The organism is Amycolatopsis sp. N2S4-7 (assembly GCF_058119595.1).
The window spans coordinates 3,808,670-3,828,436 of record NZ_CP172299.1; the positions used below are offsets into that span (position 1 = coordinate 3,808,670).

Annotated in this window: 20 protein-coding genes; 11 read left to right on the forward strand and 9 right to left on the reverse strand. The window is 72.8% G+C overall.

All coding sequences use genetic code 11. The features are described 5' to 3' along the window. Window positions 1–43: 43 nt before the first annotated feature. The 3 genes from ACH54P_RS17725 to ACH54P_RS17735 all read left to right on the forward strand — a co-directional run bounded on the left by ACH54P_RS17725 (window position 44) and on the right by ACH54P_RS17735 (window position 4,390). A complete protein-coding gene (locus ACH54P_RS17725) occupies window positions 44–1,588 on the forward strand; it encodes a tachylectin-related carbohydrate-binding protein (RefSeq protein WP_489914079.1) in 1,545 nt (514 codons plus the stop codon). Between the two features lie 30 nt (window positions 1,589–1,618). After that, on the forward strand, window positions 1,619–3,544 hold the full coding sequence (locus ACH54P_RS17730; protein WP_489914081.1) for an FG-GAP-like repeat-containing protein: 1,926 nt from the start codon (window positions 1,619–1,621) through the stop codon (window positions 3,542–3,544). 141 nt (window positions 3,545–3,685) lie between these two features. Further along, window positions 3,686–4,390: a S1 family peptidase gene (locus ACH54P_RS17735; RefSeq protein ID WP_489914083.1), complete on the forward strand. Its 705-nt coding sequence runs from the start codon at window positions 3,686–3,688 to the stop codon at window positions 4,388–4,390. 174 nt (window positions 4,391–4,564) lie between these two features. Here the strand turns inward: ACH54P_RS17735 and ACH54P_RS17740 are convergent, their stop codons facing one another. Further along, window positions 4,565–5,536: a hypothetical protein gene (locus tag ACH54P_RS17740; protein ID WP_489914085.1), complete on the reverse strand. Its 972-nt coding sequence runs from the start codon at window positions 5,534–5,536 to the stop codon at window positions 4,565–4,567. Window positions 5,537–5,753: 217 nt separating this feature from the next. Between ACH54P_RS17740 and ACH54P_RS17745 the strand changes: the two genes are divergently transcribed. From ACH54P_RS17745 to ACH54P_RS17770, 6 genes are all read left to right on the forward strand, one after another. After that, window positions 5,754–6,098: a WXG100 family type VII secretion target gene (locus ACH54P_RS17745; protein WP_285454274.1), complete on the forward strand. Its 345-nt coding sequence runs from the start codon at window positions 5,754–5,756 to the stop codon at window positions 6,096–6,098. Window positions 6,099–6,115: 17 nt separating this feature from the next. Then, complete coding sequence (locus ACH54P_RS17750; RefSeq protein WP_020644701.1) at window positions 6,116–6,418, forward strand: hypothetical protein; 303 nt, start codon at window positions 6,116–6,118, stop codon at window positions 6,416–6,418. 97 nt (window positions 6,419–6,515) lie between these two features. Beyond that, complete coding sequence (locus tag ACH54P_RS17755; RefSeq protein ID WP_489916486.1) at window positions 6,516–6,902, forward strand: hypothetical protein; 387 nt, start codon at window positions 6,516–6,518, stop codon at window positions 6,900–6,902. Next, window positions 6,899–8,221 carry a WXG100 family type VII secretion target gene (locus tag ACH54P_RS17760; RefSeq protein WP_489914088.1) on the forward strand — a complete coding sequence of 441 codons (1,323 nt, stop codon included), beginning with the start codon at window positions 6,899–6,901 and terminating at the stop codon, window positions 8,219–8,221. The genes ACH54P_RS17755 and ACH54P_RS17760 overlap by 4 nt, the downstream gene beginning before the upstream one ends. Before the next feature lie 25 nt (window positions 8,222–8,246). Continuing rightward, window positions 8,247–9,587 carry an alpha/beta hydrolase gene (locus ACH54P_RS17765; RefSeq protein WP_489914090.1) on the forward strand — a complete coding sequence of 447 codons (1,341 nt, stop codon included), beginning with the start codon at window positions 8,247–8,249 and terminating at the stop codon, window positions 9,585–9,587. Continuing rightward, window positions 9,584–9,961: a hypothetical protein gene (locus tag ACH54P_RS17770; RefSeq protein WP_489914092.1), complete on the forward strand. Its 378-nt coding sequence runs from the start codon at window positions 9,584–9,586 to the stop codon at window positions 9,959–9,961. The genes ACH54P_RS17765 and ACH54P_RS17770 overlap by 4 nt, the downstream gene beginning before the upstream one ends. A 252-nt stretch (window positions 9,962–10,213) precedes the next feature. Here the strand turns inward: ACH54P_RS17770 and ACH54P_RS17775 are convergent, their stop codons facing one another. The 4 genes from ACH54P_RS17775 to nadA all read right to left on the reverse strand — a co-directional run bounded on the left by ACH54P_RS17775 (window position 10,214) and on the right by nadA (window position 14,981). After that, window positions 10,214–11,350 carry a S8 family serine peptidase gene (locus tag ACH54P_RS17775; RefSeq protein ID WP_489914094.1) on the reverse strand — a complete coding sequence of 379 codons (1,137 nt, stop codon included), beginning with the start codon at window positions 11,348–11,350 and terminating at the stop codon, window positions 10,214–10,216. An 87-nt stretch (window positions 11,351–11,437) separates the two neighbouring features. Continuing rightward, window positions 11,438–12,331 (reverse strand): carboxylating nicotinate-nucleotide diphosphorylase, encoded by an 894-nt coding sequence (nadC, locus tag ACH54P_RS17780; RefSeq protein ID WP_489914096.1) that lies wholly within the window; start codon window positions 12,329–12,331, stop codon window positions 11,438–11,440. Then, window positions 12,328–13,971, reverse strand: a complete 1,644-nt coding sequence (locus tag ACH54P_RS17785) for an L-aspartate oxidase (RefSeq protein ID WP_489914098.1) — start codon at window positions 13,969–13,971, stop codon at window positions 12,328–12,330. The genes nadC and ACH54P_RS17785 overlap by 4 nt, the downstream gene beginning before the upstream one ends. Next, entirely contained in the window at window positions 13,968–14,981 is a 1,014-nt protein-coding gene (nadA, locus tag ACH54P_RS17790; RefSeq protein WP_489914100.1) for a quinolinate synthase NadA, read from the reverse strand. Before nadA ends, ACH54P_RS17785 begins: the two co-directional genes overlap by 4 nt. A gap of 111 nt (window positions 14,982–15,092) precedes the next feature. Between nadA and ACH54P_RS17795 the strand changes: the two genes are divergently transcribed. After that, window positions 15,093–15,725 carry an NUDIX hydrolase gene (locus ACH54P_RS17795; RefSeq protein WP_489916488.1) on the forward strand — a complete coding sequence of 211 codons (633 nt, stop codon included), beginning with the start codon at window positions 15,093–15,095 and terminating at the stop codon, window positions 15,723–15,725. Between the two features lie 61 nt (window positions 15,726–15,786). Next, a complete protein-coding gene (locus ACH54P_RS17800) occupies window positions 15,787–16,503 on the forward strand; it encodes an LON peptidase substrate-binding domain-containing protein (RefSeq protein WP_489914102.1) in 717 nt (238 codons plus the stop codon). Window positions 16,504–16,539: 36 nt separating this feature from the next. Here the strand turns inward: ACH54P_RS17800 and ACH54P_RS17805 are convergent, their stop codons facing one another. From ACH54P_RS17805 to bioB, 4 genes are all read right to left on the reverse strand, one after another. Continuing rightward, complete coding sequence (locus tag ACH54P_RS17805) at window positions 16,540–17,604, reverse strand: M48 family metallopeptidase (protein ID WP_489914104.1); 1,065 nt, start codon at window positions 17,602–17,604, stop codon at window positions 16,540–16,542. 42 nt (window positions 17,605–17,646) lie between these two features. Then, entirely contained in the window at window positions 17,647–18,243 is a 597-nt protein-coding gene (locus tag ACH54P_RS17810) for a DUF2567 domain-containing protein (protein WP_489914106.1), read from the reverse strand. Window positions 18,244–18,547: 304 nt separating this feature from the next. After that, on the reverse strand, window positions 18,548–18,754 hold the full coding sequence (bsaP, locus tag ACH54P_RS17815) for a biotin synthase auxiliary protein BsaP (RefSeq protein ID WP_489914108.1): 207 nt from the start codon (window positions 18,752–18,754) through the stop codon (window positions 18,548–18,550). Next, window positions 18,741–19,754 carry a biotin synthase BioB gene (gene bioB / locus ACH54P_RS17820; RefSeq protein WP_489914110.1) on the reverse strand — a complete coding sequence of 338 codons (1,014 nt, stop codon included), beginning with the start codon at window positions 19,752–19,754 and terminating at the stop codon, window positions 18,741–18,743. The genes bsaP and bioB overlap by 14 nt, the downstream gene beginning before the upstream one ends. Window positions 19,755–19,767: the final 13 nt, after the last annotated feature.

A 19,767-nucleotide genomic window follows, 5' to 3' on the forward strand; every position in this document is an offset into this window, starting at 1 on the left:
CGTCCCCGCGGGGCGCCGCCACCGCCCACCCGAGGGGAATCCGATGCACCCACGCGGCCGCACCACGGTCACCGCGCTTTCCGCCGCCCTGCTCGCCGGCAGCCTCCTGACCGCGGCACCCGCCGAGGCCCTCTCCGGCGGCACGGCGGTCCCCGTCGGCACCCACCCGTTCCTCGCCCGGATCTCCACCGCGGCCAAGGCCTGCTCGGGCGCGCTCGTCGACCCGTCGTGGGTCCTCACGTCCGCGACCTGCCTGACGCCGACGGACTCCGGCGCGCCAATGGATACGGCCGCCGTCGTGGTCGGCGACGTCGACCTGAGCACCGGGGCCGGTTTCACCACGAAGGTGACCAAGGTCGTGCGCCGCACCGACCGGGACGTCGTCCTCGCGAAGCTCGAGAAGGCGGCGACCGGCGTCCAGCAGATCGCCCTGGGCACGACCGCGCCGCAGGCCGGGGAAACCCTGCAGGTGGCCGGGTTCGGCCGGACCGCCACCGAATGGGTCCCGGCGCGGCCGCGCGTCGCGCCGTTCACCGTGTCGGGCGTGGACGGCGCCACGGTTTCGGTCTCGTCGGCCGACGGCGTCGACACCTGCAAGGGCGACGCGGGCGGCCCCGCGTTCCGCGTGTCCGGTGGCACCGCCCAGCTCGTGGCCGTGAGCAGCGCGTCGTGGCAGCACGGCTGCCTCGACGTCACCGAAACCCGCCAGGGCGGCACCGAAACCCGCGTCGACGACCTCGGCGAGTGGATCCGCAAGCAGACCGTGCCGACACCCGTGTCGTGCCCGGCCGGCGCCGCGATCTGGACCGCCCGCACCGACGGCAGCCTCTGGCGCTACGTCCACCTCGGTGCCGCCGACGGCTCCGTCAGCTGGTCGTCGCCGAGCAGCGCGATCGGCTCCGGCTGGACCGGCCGGACCCTGGCCGGCAAGGGCGGCGTGGTCTGGGACTTCCACCGCAACAACGGCTCCGCCGACCCGTTCCGCGACGGCACGCTCAAGCGCTGGGTGTGGAACGGGTCGTGGAGCGGCGGCGCGGAGGTCGGCAGCGGCTGGGGCCGCTACCTCACGGCGGAGTACAAGAACCGGCTGACAGTGGACGAGCAGGGCCGGATCTTCATGATCGACGACCAGGGCCGGTTGCGGGTCTACGTCTGGAGCGACACCGCCGACTGGTGGGTCAACGGCGGCGGCGACACCCTCGACACCGGCTGGGCGCGCTTCGACTCGATCACCGCGGCCGGCGACGGCGTGCTGTACGCCCGCAAGCCGACCGGGGAGCTGTTCCGCTTCAAGTACGACTTCGCGGCTTCGGCGTGGACCCAGCGGGACAAGCCCGTCGGCGCCGGCTGGCAGATGTTCAGCGAGATCTTCTCGCCGGGCGGCGACGTCCTGTACGGCCGCGGCAGCACCGGCACCAGCCCGTTCAACGGCCAGACCGGCCCGGTTCTCCGCTGGTACCACCACTTCGACAACACCGACACGTGGGCGCCCTCGGGTCCGGACCACATGGGCGTCACCATCGGCTCGGGCTGGAACACCGAGATCCACGTGACCTCCGCGCCGGACTCCTGTCGGCTGAGCGGCTGACCCCTGTCCCCCATTTCGAGGAGAGATTCGATGCGTTCGCGCACACCCTTGAGACTCACGGCGGTTTCGGCCGCCCTGCTGGCCGCGACCGCGGCCGGCGTCGTCCCCGCGTCCGCCGTCTCCGGCGGGACCGGGACCGACGCCTACGGTTTCGCGGCCAAACTGACCGCCGAGGGCCGGGCCTGCAGCGGCGCCCTCATCGCGCCGAGCTGGCTGATCACCGCGGCGAGCTGCTTCCCGGAAAACCCCCAGGGCGGCGTCCCCGCCAAGGCCACGACGGCGCTCGTGGGCCGCCCGGGCCGCACCGCGAAGGTCACCAACGTCGTCGTCCGCGCCGATCGCGGTGTCGCGCTGGCCCGCCTGGACACCGCGTTCACCGACGTCCCGGCCGTCGCGCTGCAGGCGACGTCGCTGGTGGTCGGGGAGCCGCTGCGGCTGATCGGCTACGGCCGGACCTCCACCGAGTGGGTGCCGGACCAGCCGCACTCCGCGATCTTCACCAGCGCGGCCGGGGCGACCGCCGGCACGCTCGCGCTCACCGGCACGAACGGCGCGGACGCCTGCAAGGGCGACGCGGGCGGCCCGGTCATCCGCGAGATCGGCGGCGTCACCGAGATCTTCGCGGTGGCCTCGACGTCGTGGCAGCACGGCTGCTTCGGCGAAACCGAGACCCGCCAGGGCACCACGGCCCAGCGCATCGACGACCTCAACTCCTGGATCCGCGGGCAGGTCCTCGCGCCCACCGCCAAGGGCGGCAACCACAGCGTCACCCTCTCGTGGTCGCCGCTGCGCTTGGAGGACCAGGCCACCTACACGGTCTACGGCGGCACCGACCCGCAGGTGCCGACCGACGCGGCGCACCTGCTCGGCGAGACCACGGCGACCTCGTACGTCCACACGTCGGTGCCCGCGAAGCAGACCCGGTACTACCGGGTCGTCGCCCGCCCGTTCCGGGGGAGCTCGGGCGACCCGAGCGCCGCCGTCTCCGCCACGACGACCGCCCGGTCGGCCAGCGACTTCACCGGCGACGGCAAGGACGACATCGCCACCTTCACCCGCGGCACCGCCGCGGACGCCTACACCGCGACCTCGGACGGCACCAAGTTCGTCGGCAACGAGGTGAAGTGGCACGACAACCTCGCACTCGACGGCGAACTCCCGCTGAGCGGCGACTTCAACGGCGACGGCAAGGTGGACGCGGCCGTCTTCAAGCGCGGCTCGAGCGGTGACGTCGTGGTCGCCCTGTCCGACGGCACCAAGTACGGCACGGCGACGCTCTGGCACGACTACTTCGGCATCGGCGCCGAGATCCCCGCCGTCGGCGACTTCAACGGCGACGGCAAGGACGACATCGCCGTCTTCGTCCGCGGCTCCGCGGCCGACGTGTTCGTGGCCCTCTCCGACGGCACCGGGTTCGGCACCAGCGCCAAGTGGCACGACTACTTCGCCCCCAACGACGAAGTCCCCGCGGTCGGCGACTTCAACGGTGACGGCAAGGACGACATCGCCACGTTCACCCGCGGCACCACCGGCGACGTCTACGTCGCCCTCTCCGACGGCACCAAGTTCAACGGCAACGAGGTGAAGTGGCACGACTACTTCGGCATCGCCGCCGAAGTGCCCACCGTCGGCGACTTCAACGGCGACGGCAAGGACGACATCGTCGTCTTCGTCCGCGGGACCGCCGGCGACGTCTACGTCTCGCTGTCCGACGGCACCAAGTTCGGGACCTCGTCGCTCTGGCACGACTACTTCGGCATCCAGAACGAAATCCCCGCCGTCGGCGACTTCGACGGCGACGGCAAGGCCGACCTCGGGCTGTTCGTCCGCGGCTCCGCGGCCGACGTGTTCGTGGCCCTCTCCGACGGCAGCAAGTTCGGCACCAGCGCCAAGTGGCACGACTTCTTCGCGTACAACGCCGAGGTTCCCGTGCCGCGGGCGATCACGGTGCTGTGACCGGTGCTCTCCCCGGGACCGCGCGTCCCGGGGAGAGTTACCGACTTCGGTAGGTTCCGCAAATCCTTCACGGCTCTTAACTTGGGCTGGTCGTCCCGTTCGGGACGGATTTCCGGATCACCCGGGCCGAAGGGCACTTTCATGCGAATGTCGAGGGCTGTCGCCGCGGTGGGTGCCGCCGCCGCGGCGCTGAGCGTGGTCTCCGCGGGAGTCGCGGACGCCCAGCAGGACATCATCGGCGGGACCACGGTTTCGTCCGCGCCGTGGGGCGCCCAGATCTACTGGAACAACGTGACGACGTACGGCGGCTTCGAGTGCTCGGGGACGATCATCGCCCCGCAGTGGGTGCTCACCGCCCGGCACTGCCTCAACTCGCCGGGCATGCACGTCAAGGTCGGCAGCGTGACCCTCCAGCAGGGCACGAACGCCGCCGTCGACCAGCAGAAGGCGTCCCCCAACGGCGACATCGCCCTGCTGCACCTGACGACGTCGGTGAACACGACGTACATGAAGCTCGGCACGGGCAACCCGCCCACCGGGTCGACCAACCAGATCTACGGCTGGGGCCGCACGCAGGGCAGCAGCCCGCCGTCGAGCACCCTCAAGACCGCCAACGTCCGCGTGACGGGCCTCAGCTCCGACGCCTACGGCGGCACGGCGATCGCCAGCAAGGGCATCAACGGCTCGGCCTGGCACGGCGACTCGGGCGGCCCGGAGCTCTACAACGGCGTCCAGGTCGGGGTGTGCTCGACGGGCAACAACTCCGGTTCGAACACCCAGGGCACGCAGAACTACGCGAGCATCGCGTCGAGCCGCAGCTGGATCCAGCAGACGGCCGGCGTCTGAGACTTGGTCGGTGAAGGCCGCCTTGAGCCCCCTCAAGGCGGCCTTCACGGCACGCGGAACCCCGTTGCCCGTGAGCGGCGGGGCGGGGTAGAGCACTCCCGTGACGGCTTTCGGACCCCGCGACCTCGCGGACATGCGCGCGCTCCGCGAGACCTTCGGTGTCGAAACGCACTTCTAGCCCACAGAAGCCACGAGCCGTCGCTCTCGCACCGAACGCGACAGCGCACCCGCCACGGCGACCGCCGCGACCAGGCCGGCCCCGGCCGTCAGGGTCCAGAAGTCCGGGTGGACGACCGACTGGCCGCGCTGGGCCTGCCAGGTGAGCAGCACGAGCAGGCCCGCGTAGCCCGCGCCCGCGGTCCGGACCAGCCGGCGGCGGACGACGTCGGGCCCGAGCGCCGGGTACCGACGGGCGAGCAGCAGGAGCCCGCACGCGACCAGCGGGAGCACCTGCAGGCCGTGGATGCCGGCGAAGTGCGGGACCCGCAGGTCCCCGCCCGCGGTGCTCCAGCCCACCACCGGCAGCCCCGGGCCGCCGTCCTCGACGCCGACCGAGTGCGCGCCGAACGTCGTGGGCTTGCCGCCCGCGTCGAGCACCGCCTGCTGCGCCGGCGACGGCGAGAACATCAGCATCGCGACGCCCATCCCGGCCAGGGCGAGCGTCGTACCCCAGCGCAGCGCGGAGTTCAGCGCGCGGTCCGGCAGGCGCTGGAACAGCAGCAGGACGACCACGGCGGCGGTCATCAGCCACGCCGCGTACGCGCCACCGGCGACGACGTTGTTGATCGCGACGTCGGCCGGGGTCGCCTTGTCGAAGTGCAGGGTGTGGCCGCGGAAGATCATCTGCACCACGATCAGCCCGACGTCGACGCCGATGCCGGCCGCGAACACCGTGCCGAACCACCAGCCGGCGCGCCGTCCGCGGCGCACGAGCGTCAGCAGCCAGGCCAGCGTCAGCGCGTAGGTCCCGACCGAGACCGAGAACTTGAGGGGCTTGAGCCAGATCGGCGCATTGACCAGCGTGCGATCATCGAGGAGGAGCCCGAGCAGCGACGCCGCGCACAGCAGCCCCATCACCCCGGCGAGCACCACCAGCGGGCGGTGCCACGCCCGGAGCGCGACCAGCGGATTTCCCTTGTCTGCCATGGCATACAGCCTGGCCGGGCCCCCGGCCGCGGGCACTGGAGCACGCCCCCGTCCGGGGGTGGGGCGGCCCCCACCGCGGCCCTGTGGGTAATAGTGCCGTCAGTGCGACCGGCAGTTGTGCCGTTTGACCACACCATGCTCTTTCCTAGCGTGACTTTCACACCGCGCGGACCGCCGCGCCAGGGGAATTTCGCTTCAGGAAGGAGGTGGCCCGTCGATGTCCAGTCCGGGATTCCAGGCAGATTCCGCTGCCATGACGCGCGCCGTCCAGGGTTTCGAGGAAACCGCGACGAACGCCAAGTCCACGATGGCCAGCTTGGAGTCCGAGCTGACCGAGGCGCTCCGCAACTACAAGGGTGACCAGGCCGTCGCGTTCTGGGACCTCCAGCGCCGGCTCCAGGAAAAGATGAGCGTGGCCGTGAAGGAGCTCGACACCATGTCGCAGCTCGTCCACACCAGCCACCAGAACTACGGCCGCGGCGACGCCGACGTCCACCAGAGCTTCCAGGGGGTCGGCAACTCCCTCGAGGGCTCGGGCGTGATCCCCCGCCTCAACCCCTGACCCGAGAGGACGTACCGATGGCCGACGTCGTCGAAATCAACTTCGCCGCGCTGCAGCACAGCTCGGCGTCCCTGGCCGCGAAGGCCAAGGCGCTCACCTCGCAGCTGGAGCAGCTGCACCAGAACCTCCAGCCCATCACCGCGACCTGGTACGCCTCCGGCAGCTCCGCCGGTGACGCCGCGCGCCAGTCGGAGACGCGGCTGCGCCAGGCCACCGCGGACATCGTCGCGATCATCGCGCAGTTCGGCGGCAAGGTCGGCGAGGCCCACGACCTCCAGCAGTCGCTGGAGAACCGCAACCAGGGGCTGTTCGCGGGCTGATCCGCGCCCAGACGTCGGTCGGCCGGTGCGGGAAACCCCCCGCTCGCACCGGCCGACCGGCTTTCCTTTCCGCGTGCGACCAGAGAGCCGGGACCCGATGCACGACCAGTCGTACTACGTCCACCTGGAATCGCTGAAGGACTTCGTGCGGGAGCTGGAGACCCAGATCCACGCGATGTCGAAACCGAACGACTTCCTGCTCACCCTCGGCGAGGAGCCGCTGTTGTTCGGCGAGTTCGGTGAGGCCGGGTCGCTGGCCGACGCCCACCGCGCCGCCGTCTCGGAGATGCAGGGCCTGCTCGACCAGGTCCGCAGCGCGATCGGGTTCGCGCAGGACGTCACCACCACGGTCGCCGACGGGTACCAGAACGCCGACCAGGCGGTGGCCGGGGACCTCCACCACTCGGGCGCGGTCACGAACCTGCTCGACCCCGTGCTGGGCCTGCTGGGCCTCGGCGACTCGGACGGGAGCCGCAAGGGATGACGAAGAACACCGCGCACACGAACTTCGCCGCGTACAGCCACCAGCAGCTGTACGCGATGCTCCAGGCCGGCGACCCGAACAGCGCGCGGCACGCCGCCGACAAGTGGAAGTCCGCCGCGCTGCACCTGCACGAGCAGGCCCACAACCTCAACGCCGAGCTGACCGAGTTCAAGGACGAGTGGACCGGCGGCGCCGCCGACCAGTACCAGCGGATGATCGTCGACCTGGCGAACGGCATCTCCAAGGTGGCGCGGACCGCCGAGGCGATGAACGTCATGCTCGACGACGCCGCCGACGCGCTGGTCAAGGCCAAGAAGGAGATGCCGCCGCCGGTTTCGGTGCCGGACGTCTCCCCCGCCGACGTCGCGCTCGCGGTCAACCCGCCGCTGCTGCCGCCGGACGCCTCGCCCGCCGTCGTCCAGGCCGCGGCGCAGCAGCGCCAGCAGGCCATCGCGAACGTCGAAGCGCAGCAGTCGGCCGCGAACGCCGCGGGATCGGCGCACGGCCGGGCGATCGTCGTGATGACCGAGCTGGCCGGGGAGTACACCGTCGCCGAGGAGTCGATCCCGGCGTCGCCGAACGCCGTGCCGACGCCGACGACCCCGCCGTCGGGTGGGGGCGCGGGGAGCACCGGTTCGCCCGGGCTGGTCGGCAACGGCCTGACCGAGCCCGGCGTCGTCGTCACCCCGACGGACGGGCACCCGCTGCCCTCGACCGGCACGCCCCCGCAGCAGCCGGGCACGACCGTGCCGACGTCGAACCCGCTGTTCGGCGACATGTTCACCGCCGGGCTCGCCGCGGCCTCGGCCGCCGCGTTCGGCCGGTTCGGCTCGATCATGCCGCGGGTGCCGTCGTGGGCCACCGGCAAGGATCCCAAGGAGAACAAGGAAGAGGCGCCCGGCACGAAGCTCGGCGGCGGGGCCGGCGGCGGCGCGGGTGTCGAGGGCGGCTCCGGCGGCGGCATCCCGATCGGTGGCGGTGACGCGCCGTCGCTCGGCGGCGGCGTCCCCGGTGGCGGCGGGATCGGCGGCATCGGCGGGGGCGGCGAAGCCCCGGCGGCGCACTCCGGCCTGGCCGGCGACGGCGGCGCGGGCAACGCGCTCAGCGGGCTCGCCGGCGGGGCGGCCGGGGCCGCGGGCGCGGCGGCCGCCAAGGGCGCGATGCCGATGATGCCCATGATGCCGATGGGCATGGGCGGCGGCGGGGACATGGGCTCCGGCCGCCGGATCCCGGCGTGGCTGGTGGAGACGGAGAACGTCTGGGGCCAGTCGGCCCCGGTCGCGCCGCCGGTGATCGGCGAAGAGCCGGAAGCGTACTGACCACTCGAAGAACGGAGGCGGGCCCGTGACGGCTGCCGGATATCGCGTCGCCCCGGCCCGCCTCGACACGGTGGCCGGCGAGTTCGGTTCCTGCGCCGGTTCGCTGGGCGCGGCGCGGCAGGCGGTGGCGGGCGAGAAGGTGCCCGCCGCCGCGTTCGGCCAGGTGAGCGAGTCCGCGGCCGCGGCGAAGACGTTCGAGAAGACGATGACCGAGCTGGGTGCGAAGCTCGAGTCCCACGTGTCCCGGCTCCGGACGCTCCAAAATGGACTCACCGCGTCCGCCGCGGGGTACCGCCGCACCGACGCGCAGATCGCCGCGATGTACCGTTCTCTGCTTCCCGAGGATCCGTTGCCCCGCGCGGGGAATCCCGCGGGCATCGGCGGTTCGGCCGACACCGGCGCGTGGGCGCAGGCGATCGCGGCCAACCGCACGAAGGTCACCGATGCACTGACCGCCGAGCGTTCGCGGCTGGCGGGACTCACCGACGCCGACGAGATCGCGCGGTCGCAGTCGCGGATCAAGCTGTACGAGGACATCCTCGCGAACAACCGGCAGATCCTGCGGTTCGACCCGGCGGGCAACGGCCGGATCGCCGAGCTGGTCGGGCACATCGAGCCGGGGACGCGCAACGTCGGGCTGTTCGTGCCCGGCGTCAACACGCAGATGTCCAACTTCGACGCCTACGCCGGCCTCGGGCGCAGCCTGGTGGCCGCGGACCCGACCGGCCGCACGGCGATGGTCGTCTGGGCCGACGGCGTCTTCCCGCAGAACCCGGTGGTCCAGGGGCCGGACGCGAGCTACGCGCAGACGATGGCGCCGGACCTCAAGCACTTCACCGACGACCTGCGCGGCGAGATCGCGAGCCACGCCGGCTCCGATGTCACGCTGACGGCGATCGGGCACAGCTACGGCGGCGCGACGGTCGGGCTGGCCGAGACGCAGGGCCTCGACGTCGACCGCGTCCTGCACGTCGAGTCGGCGGGCATGGGCCACGGTGTCTGGTCGCCGGCCGACCTGCCGGCGAGCCAGGCCGGCGTCCAGCGGTTCTCGATGACGGCGCCGCTCGACCCGATCGAGATCGCCCAGGGCAACGCGTGGGGTCTGGAGTGGACCGGCATCGGCCACGGCGCGGACCCGGACACCTTCCCGGGCGTCACCGAGCTGGAGACCGGCCGCGACGCTTCGGGCGATCAGCTGTGGGGCCTGTCGTCGCACAGTGACGTGCTCAAGCCCGGTTCGGAGTCGTGGACGAACATCTACCGGGTGCTCACCAGCGGACCCACCACGGCCGAGGGCAGCTTCGACGCGCGTGGCATCCTCGAGAACGGCGTCGAGTTCCTCAACGACGGGGGTGTGCTGCGATGACTACCTCGGAACCTTCGGAGCTTTCCCGGTTGGCCGTCGAGCTGACCGAGGTGATCGACAGCGTCGCGGCGGTCTTCGGCCCGTCGGCGGACCGGACGGTCGACGGCGAGCTCGACTGCGACCCCACCCGGCCCGGCCACCTGCGGTGCTGGCAGTACGGCGTCCGGCTCGAACACCCCGGTGAGCCGGAACGCCGCCTGGCCGAGGTGGTCCTCCCGACGCTGGAACAGCGCGGCTGGCAAGCCCACGACCGCAGCACCCCCCGCGAGCTGATCGCCCGCTTCAGCCGCGACGGCGCGGACTTCACGATCCACGTCGCCAGGTCCAACCACGCGGTCGCGATCATCGGCTCCACCCGCCCCGTCCCCGCCTGATACCCGCCCAATCACACGAGATCCCCCGCCCGTCACACGAGTCCCGCCCCTGATCACGCGAGTCGTCCGTCCACGTACGCGAGTCGTCCGTCCAGGTACGCGAGTCGTCCGTCCAGGTACGCGAGTTCGCCGGTCCGGTACACCGAACTCGCGTGAGCGGGCACGTATCCCGCGTGATTGAAGACGTAACTCACGTGATCAGAGGGGCATCACGCGTGTCTGGAGGGGCATCTCGCGTACCCGGACCGTCGGTTACGGCGTGAAGCGGGACGGGCGCCAGCCGCGGCGGCGGGCCCGGCGGACCGCGGCGACCGTCACCCCGGCGGCCGCGGCCAGCGCGACGCCGGCCAGCGCGATCGTCCCGGCCGCGACGTCCGACGGGCGGGGCGCGGGCGCCGCGGGCGGGACCACCGCGGGTGCCGGGGCCGCGGAAGCCACCGCGCCGGGCCCGGCGACGTCGGCCGGGAGGGTCGAGGAGACCGCCGCGTACGCGTCCAGGACTCCCCAGCCCAGCCGCGGGTCGTGGCCGCCGGTGGCCGGGCGGTGCGCGGTGAGCGTGAGGCGGGTGACGACCTGGTCGCCGGACAGTTCCGGGTGGTACGCCCGCACCAGGGCCGCGACCCCGGCGACGTACGCCGCCGCGAGACCGGGGTCGGTGACCGGCCAGCGGTGCGCGACCGCGCCACCCGCCCCGGCCGACGTGCTGACCAGCTCCGCGCCGGGCGCGGCGACACCGACGTGGTCCCCCGCCTCGGTCTGCACCGGCTCACCCGCGGGGTTCACCGACCCGACGGCCAGGACCCCGGACGTCGCCGTCGGGTACGTCCGCGCGCCCTGCTGGGTCGCCGACGCCGCCGAGACGACCACCGCGCCCGCCGACCGCGCCCGCGAAACCGCCGACGACAACGCCGGGCTGTCGAACGCCACGGGAACGGCCACGAGGATGACGCCCGCGCGCCGGTCGACGGCCGTGTCGATCGCGCCGGCCAGCGCGCCCGGGTCACCGCCGTCGGACGAGGTGTAGCGGATCGGCAGCAGGTGCGCGCCGGGCGCGACGCCGGCGAACGTCGTCGACGAATCCGGTTGCGCGCCGACGATCCCGGCCGCGATCGTGCCGCGGCCGTCGCAGTCGGACCGCTCGGTGCCGGCGCCGCCTTCGAGCTGCCCGGGCGCGAACTGGCCGTTCTGCCCGTCGACGCCGGTGCCGATGACGGCGACCAGCTGGCCGTCGCCCCGGGTCAGCGGCCAGAGCCGCGCGGGGTCGACCAGGCGCTGCCCCCACGGGACGGCGCCGGTGTAGGTGCCGGACGGGTTCGCGCACTGCGCCTGGGGAGCGGCGGCCGCGGAAGCGGGCAGGCCCGGCAGGAGCAGACCTGCCACCGCGAGCACCGCCGGTAACCGCACCCCAACCCCCGAACCGAAAGACGGTGGCGGAAAAGGACTTCCGCCACCGTCAGTCTAGCCGGAAAGACCCGTTCAGCGAAGGTCCATGCCGAGATCCAGCGCCGGCGAGGAGTGGGTCAACCCGCCCACCGACAGATAGTCCACACCGGACTCGGCGTAGGCCCTACCACGGTCGAGGGTGAGCCCACCAGAGGATTCCAGCCGCGTCTTCGGGGAGACCTCGTCGCGGCGCGCGACCGCGCGGCGGCACTCCTCCGGCGTGAAGTTGTCCAGCAGCACCTCGTCGGCCGCGGCGGCCAGGGCCTCCTCGAGCTGGTCGAGGGAGTCGACCTCCACCTCGCACGGCAGTTCCGGCGCGTGCGCGCGGGCCGCGGCCAGCGCCGCGGTCACCGAACCCGCGGCGACGACGTGGTTGTCCTTGATCAGCACCGCGTCGCCGAGACCCAGCCGGTGGTTGACCCCGCCACCGCGGCGGACGGCGTACTTCTGCAGCAGCCGCAGCCCCGGCAACGTCTTGCGGGAGTCCCGGATCGCACACCCGGTACCGTCCACTTCGGACACCCAGGCCGCGGTCGCGGTGGCGACGCCGGAGAGGTGGCACAGCAGGTTCAGCGCCGTCCGCTCGGCGGTGAGCAGCCCGCGGACCGGGCCCCGCACCACCAGCGCGGGCTCCCCCGCGACCAGCCGGTCGCCGTCCTCGCGCTGGGCCAGGACCTCGTACTCCGGGCCCAGCACCACGTCGAACACCGCGAGCGCCACCGGCAGCCCGGCGACGACCCCGTCGACCCGCGGGGTCAGCTCCGCGACCGCGATCGCGTCGGCGGCCACCGTCGACGCGGTTGTCGCGTCCGGCCCGTACCGCAGGTCCTCGCCCAGCGCCGTCGTGACGACGCGCTCGACGTCTTCGACGTCCAGCCCGGCGGCCGCGATCCGGCGCAGGACCGGTTCGGAGATCGGGAACGTCATGCCACGCCCTCCAGGGGGATCGGGTCGGCCAGCACCGGCTGGCCGGACGGGCTGAGCCGGATGAGCTGGCTGCGCCGCCAGCCCTCGTCCCGCGCCGGGAAGTCGGACCGCACGTGGCAGCCCCGCGACTCGGTGCGCCGGACGGCCGCGGCGAGCAACGCCTGCGCCACCACGGTCAGTGCCGCGTCCTCCACGGCCGCGTGCGTCCACAAGGGACTTTCCTGGCCGGACAGGTCGAGCACCGAACCGGCCGCCGCCAGGCCGTCGGCGTCGCGGCCGATCGCCGCGTACCGGCTCATCACGCGCTGCAGCGAGTCGCGGTCGGCGGTGCGCGCGGTCGTCCACGACGGCAGCCGGCCGCGTGAAGGATCGGCCAGCAGCCCGGCCGCGAGGTCCGCGGCGACGGCCTCCGCGACGCGCTGCCCGACGACCAGGCCCTCGAGCAGGCTGTTGGACGCCAGCCGGTTCGCGCCGTGCAGGCCGGTCCGCGCGACCTCCCCCGCCGCGTACAGCCCGGGCACCGACGAACGTCCGTCCACAGTGGTCACCACGCCGCCGCACGAGAAGTGCGCCGCCGGCGTCACCGGGATCGGGTCCACGGCGGGGTCGAGGCCCAGCGCCCCGCACGCGGCGAACACCGTCGGGAACCGCTGCGCGAACCCCGCGATCCCGGTCGCGTCGAGGAAGACGTGGTTGTCGACGCCGCCGGGCGCGGTCGCCATCCGCCGCGTGATCGCCGCCGCGACGACGTCGCGCGGCGCGAGGTCGCCCAGCGGGTGCACGCCGCGCATCACCGGCAGGCCCGCGCCGTCGACCAGCATCGCGCCCTCCCCGCGCACCGCCTCGGTGACCAGCGGGCAGCGGCCGCGCGCGCCCGGTGTGTAGAGCACCGTCGGGTGGAACTGGACGAACTCGACGTCCGCCACGGTGGCCCCGGCCCGCAGCGCGAGCGCGAGCCCGTCGCCGGTGGCGATCTCCGGGTTCGACGTCGCCTGGTAGAGCTGCCCGATCCCGCCGCTGGCCAGCAGCACGGCCGACGCCCGGACGATCCCCGGCACGCCGTTGCGGTCCAGCACGGTGACCCCGGCGACGCGCCCGCCCGGCGTGCGCAGCGCGTCGACGGCGATGTGGTGCTCCAGCACCGGCACCCGGGCCTGCCCGGCCTGCGCGACCAGGGCGCGCTCGACCTCGGCGCCGGTCGCGTCGCCGCCCGCGTGGATCACGCGGAACGCGCTGTGCCCGCCCTCGCGGGTCCGCGCCAGCAGGCCGTCCCCGGCAGCGTCGAACCGGGCGCCGTCCGCCCGCAGCCGGGCGATCGCGGCCGGGCCGCCGTCGAGGATGGACCGGGCCGCGACCTCGTCGACCAGCCCGGCGCCCGCGGTGAAGGTGTCTTCGGCGTGCTTCGCGACCGAGTCGTCGAGGTCGTGCTCGTCTTCCAGGACCACGGCGACGCCGCCCTGGGCCCAGCGCGTGTTGCCGTCCTCGACCGCCGCCTTGGTGACCACCAGGACGTGCAGCCCGAGCGCCTGGGCCCGCAGTGCCGCGGTCAGCCCGGCGACGCCGCTGCCGATCACGACCAGGTCGGCGCGCGCTTCCCAGACCGGGGTTTTCGCCTGTGGGTCATTAACCGGCGGCGTCATTCGCCGCCGCCGGGCTGCCCGATCTCGATCATCCGCTGCACCGAAGCCCGCGCGCGAGCGGCCGTCTCGACGTCGACGTGGACCTCGTCGAGGCCCTCCCGCAGGCAGCGCAGCAGCGCCGCCGGGGTGATCATCTTCATGTACCGGCAGGACGCGCGGTCGTTCACCGCGCGGAAGTCGATGCCCGGCGCGGCCTTGCGGAGCTGGTGGATCATGCCGATCTCGGTCGCCACCAGCACGGACTTCGCGCGCGTGTCGTGGGCCTCGTGGACCATGTCGCCGGTCGAGAGGATCTTGACCCGCTCCGGCGCCACAGCACCCTCGCCGGCCAGGTAGAGCGCCGACGTCGCGCAGCCGCACTCCGGGTGGATGAACAGGTCGGCGTCCGGGTTCTCGGCCGCGCGCTCGGCCAGCTCGGCGCCGTTGATCCCGGCGTGGACGTGGCACTCGCCGGCCCAGATGTGCATGTTCTCCCGGCCGGTCACGCGCTTGACGTGCGCGCCGAGGAACTGGTCCGGCAGGAAGAGAACTTCCTGGTCAGCGGGGATGGACGCGACGACGTCGACCGCGTTGGACGACGTGCAGCAGATGTCGGTCTCGGCCTTCACCTCGGCCGTGGTGTTGACGTAGGAGACGACCACCGCGCCCGGGTGCTCGGCCTTCCAGGCGCGCAGCTGCTCGCCGGTGATGGAGTCGGCGAGGGAACAGCCGGCCCGCGCGTCCGGGATCAGGACGGTCTTCTCCGGCGAGAGGATCTTCGCGGTCTCGGCCATGAAGTGCACGCCGCAGAAGACGATGGTGGACGCGTCGCTGCTCGCCGCGATGCGGCTGAGCGCGAGGGAGTCGCCGGTGTGGTCGGCGATGTCCTGGATCTCCGGGACCTGGTAGTTGTGCGCGAGCAAGACCGCGTCGCGCTGCTTCGCCAGGCGCCGCACCTCCTCCGCCCAGGCCGCGTTCGCCTCGACCCCGCCGAACGGGGTGAGACCTTCCGGAACCAACGTGGTGGTCATCGGGCCCTCCTGGACCTGTCTCCGGTTTTCGCCTTACAATCGAAAACCGTGCGAAGTCATCTTAACACCCAGACCCCCCTCGCCCACGAGGTCTTGGGAGCGGTCCTGCAAGTGCGCTCGGACACACTCCGCGTGCTGCTGTGGCGCCGCGCGCTCGATCCGCACCTCGGCCGCTGGTCGCTGCCGGGCGGGCGGCTGCGGCCCGACGAGGACGTCGAGACGTCGATCCGGCGCCAGCTCGCCGAGAAGGTCGACGTCCGGCAGCTCAAGCACGTCGAGCAGCTGGCGGTGTTCAGCGACCCGCACCGGGTGCCGGGGCCGCGCGTGGTGGCGACGGCGTTCCTCGGGCTCGTTCCGTCCGATGTCGACCCCGAGGTGCCCGAGGACACCGAATGGCACGACGTCGCCCGGCTGCCGCGCACGGCGTTCGACCACGAGTCGATCGTGCTGCGCGCCCGCGACCGCCTGCGCTCGAAACTCTGTTACACCAACCTGGGGTTCGCCCTGGCGCCCGAGGAGTTCACGGTGTCGGCGCTGCGCGGGCTGTATTCGGCCGCGCTGGGTTACCGGGTGTCGGCGACGAACCTGCAGCGGGTGCTGTCCCGGCGCGGGCTGCTGGTGCCGACGGGGCACACGGCACCGCCGGGCCGCGCGGGCGGCCGTCCCGCGGCCCTGTTCTCCTTCGCCGGCAAGGGCATGCAGATCACCGATCCGTTCGCGGTGTTCAGGCCGCCGAACCGATGACCACGATGCCGCCGGGGCCCACCGTGCTGCGCCCGGGCCGTTCTCCCCTTACCGTGGACGCGTGACCGAGCCGGAATCGGAAAGTGACGCGACGACGACGATCCTGCCGTTGTTCCCGCTCCAGACCGTGCTGCTGCCCGGCACCAAGCTCCCGCTGCACATCTTCGAACCGCGGTACCGGCAGCTGACGGCGGACCTGGTGGGCGGCACGGTACCGGGGCGCGAATTCGGCGTGGTCGCCCTGCGGTCGTCGCTGACCCGCGAAGTCCGTGGTCTGGACCAGTTGTACGAGATCGGCTGCAGCACGGTGCTGCGCGAGGCGAAACGCCTGCCGGACGGCCGCTTCGACGTGGTGACGCAGGCCCAGCGCCGTTTCCGCCTGCGCGACCTCGACTGCGTTTCGGCGCCGTACCTGATCGCGTCGGTGGAGTGGGTGGACGACGACCCGGTGGCTCCGTCGGGCGACATGGCCGAGCGCCTGGCGACGGTCGCCCGCGCGGCCCACCGGCGCTACTGCGAAACGGCGTGGCGCAGCGACGACTGGCACGCCCCGGACCCGGAAACCACGATCGCCGAGCTGGCGTACCAGCTGGCCGCGGACTGCCTGCTGCCCCTCGAAGACCGCCAGCGGCTCCTCGAGGAGAGGCATCCCCTGCGCCGGCTGCGGATCGCTTGCCGTCTGCTGACGCGCGAGGCGGGGTTTTTGAACAAGCTGGGGGCGGTGCCGCTGCCGCCGGGCGAGCTCACGGATCTGAGCCGCCCGGCCAGCCTCAACTGACCCCTCGGCGGCCAACGCCGATTGGGGTTTCCCGGATCAGGAGTCGGCCTCCGGGCGTGCCCCACTCCCGGACCCGTTGCCGTTGCCGTTCCCGAACTTGTTCCACACCTTGCCCGCCGCGCCCGACACGGCCTCGCCCACGTCGCTGAACACCTTCGTCAGCGGGTCGGCCGAGGCGCTCCACGAGTCCTTGTACGACTTGGCCGCGGACTTGAGGTCGTCCTTCCAGTCGGACGCCGGGGTGTCGTCGTCGCGGCGGGGGTAGTCGCCCGCGAGGATCGCGCGGTACTCCTCCGACGCCGCCCAGCGCTGCAGCTGGGCCGCACGGACCACCGCGAACGGGTGCGACTCCGTCTCCACGAACTTGAGCTTGAGGAAGCTGTCGCGGATGTCCTCGACGGACTCGTACTCGGTCGCCTGCTGCAGGAACGACGGGATGTCGATGCGGGACGGGTCGATGCCGCCCGCGACCTGGATCTGGGCGCGCAGCGCCGCTGTCGGGTCCTGGCTGCAGAGCAGCCCCGCGCGGTCGCACGACAGCTCGGCCTTGCGGAACCACTCCCGCAGCGCCGCGATGATCGCCCGGATGCCGAGCGCGCTGACCGGCGTCCACGACATCGCCAGCTGCAGCCCGATCAGGCGCACCATGATCGTGCGGTAGACCACGTGCCCGGACAGCACGTGCCCCATCTCGTGCCCGAGCACGAACCGCAGGGACTCGTGGCTCATCAGCTCGACGAGCCCGGTGCTGACGCGGATGAACGGCTCGTCCATGCCGACCGTCTCCGCCTGGATGCGCGGGTCCTGGTAGACGAACAGGTTCGGCACCGCCGGCAGGTCCAGCGTCTCGGCGCATTCGTGGCGCAGCCGGTCGAGCTCCGGGTACTGCTTCGGCCCGACGCGGATCGACGACGCCAGCGCCATCAGCCGCTCGCCGCGCTCGTTGTAGAAGCCCGAAACGGCCTTGACGACCTGGGCGAAGCCCGGCACCGCGCGCAGCGTGGCGAGCGCGCCGCGGTCCACGGGATGCTCGTACGCGCGCGGGCTGATGCCGGGAAACCGGACGGCGTTGTGCCGCGAAACCTCGATGTCTTCAGTCACTGAACCCCCTGTGGTCGAGGGCACCAGCCTAGGGCAAAACGCCTATCCGAGGCGGCGGCCGAGGTCGTCCCGGCCGTTCCAGGTGGTCAGCAGCGTGTAGGCGATGGACACGCCCAGCGGGCCGGTGATCAGGACCCACCACGACTCCAGGCGCGGCGCGAGCTCGATCACCGAGCCGAGCGCGGGCGCGCTCGAAATGGCGTAGTGGACGTTCGCCAGCCGGACGCCGATCCACATCGCCCCGGCGCTCGCGAGCGCGACGCCGAGCACGGCGGCGAGGAAGACGACCGGCCCGCGCCGTTCACGCAGCAGCCAGATGACGACGCCGGTGACGATCCCCAGCCCGAGGGTGAGGAACCCGAACACAGCGAGGTCGTCGAACCGGTGCCAGCTCTCCAGCTCCAGGGGGCCCTGGGTGCCGTCGGCGGCGACGATCCGGACGCGCTCGGGCGGTGCGAGCCGCGACCACAGGAAGCCCAGCGGGAGGCCCAGCACGGTCAGCGTCAGGAGCACGCTCAGCGCGGGCAGCAGGTCGGCCTTGACGACGACGCGGGGCCGCCGTTCCCGGAACAGCACGGGCACCGACCACGGGCCGGCCACGGCCGACGGCCGGTGCGCGGGCCCCGACGACTCACTCACCCGGACTCCCTCCTGCGACACGTTGCGACCGAGGGTAACCGGTCGGTGCGAGGTCGGTCTCCACCGCGGGCCGTGTCGCCACGCGGGGCGTCGTGAACACCCCGCGGACGAGATCGTCGGCCGGACGTCGTGAACGCCCCGCGGCCGCCGGCCGCTCGCCGCGGCGGCTTGCGGCCCGCGGCCGTCAACCGCTCGCCGTGGCGGCTTGCGGCAGCCCGCGGCCACCAGCTGCTCACCATGATGGCGGCAGCGGCCCACGGCCGCCCGCCACCCGCCGCGGCGGGGTGGCAGCGGCCCGCGGCCGTCAACCGCTTGCCGTGTCGCCGTGGCGGCTGCAGCGGGCCGTCCAGCCGAGCGGGCTCACCTGGACCACCAGGCGGCGCGCGCAGTGCGTGCAGTAGCGCGGCGGCTCCAGGGCCGTCCTCGGGTTGTGGCAGGCCGGGTGGTCCGCGCCGCCCGCCGAGGGTTGTCCACAGTGGACGCAGTACGCGGCAGGATCAGAGGCTGTCACTGAGGGCCTTGATGGGCATCTTGAGCTCGTCGAGCATCTCCAGGTCCGCCGAAGCCGGGCGGCCCAGGTTGGTCAGGTAGTTGCCGACGATGATCGCGTTGATCCCGCCGAGCATGCCCTGCTCCGCGCCGAGGTCACCGAGGGTCAGCTCGCGGCCGCCGGCGAAGCGCAGCATCGTGCGCGGCATCGCGAGCCGGAACGCCGCCACCGTCCGGAGCGCGTCCTTGCCCTCGACGATCTCGTAGTGCTCGTACGGCGTGCCCGGCTGCGGGATGAGGAAGTTCACCGGCACCTCGTGCGGGCTCAGCTCGGCCAGCTGCACCGCGAACTCCGCGCGCTGCTCGACCGTCTCCCCCATGCCGATGATGCCGCCGCAGCAGACCTCCATGCCCGCCTCGGCGACCATCCGCAGCGTGTCCCAGCGCTCCTCCCACGTGTGGGTGGTGACCACCGACGGGAAGTGCGAACGCGCCGTCTCCAGGTTGTGGTTGTAGCGGTGCACGCCCATCTCGACGAGCTCGTCGACCTGCTCCTGCGTGAGCATGCCGAGGGAGCAGGCGATCTGGATGTCGTTGCCGTCTTCCCGGATGGCGCGGACGCCCTCGCGGACCTGCGAAAGCAGCCGCTGGTCCGGCCCGCGGACGGCGGCGACGATGCAGAACTCCGTCGCGCCGGTCTCGGCGGTCTGCCGGGCGGCCTTGACCAGGTTCGGGATGTCGAGCCACGCCGAGCGCACCGGCGTCGGGAAGCGGCCCGACTGGGAGCAGAAGTGGCAGTCCTCGGGACAGCCGCCGGTCTTGAGGCTGATGATGCCCTCGACCTCGACCTCGGGCCCGCACCAGCGCATCCGCACCTCGTGCGCGAGGGCCAGCAGGTCGGGCAGCCGGTTGTCGGGCAGCCGGAGCACGTCGAGGACCTGCTGTTCACCGAGGCCGACGCCGTTTTCGAGGACCTGCTCGCGCGCGTAGGCGAGGACATCGGTGTCCGGGACTGCGGTCACGGCATCTCCTTGG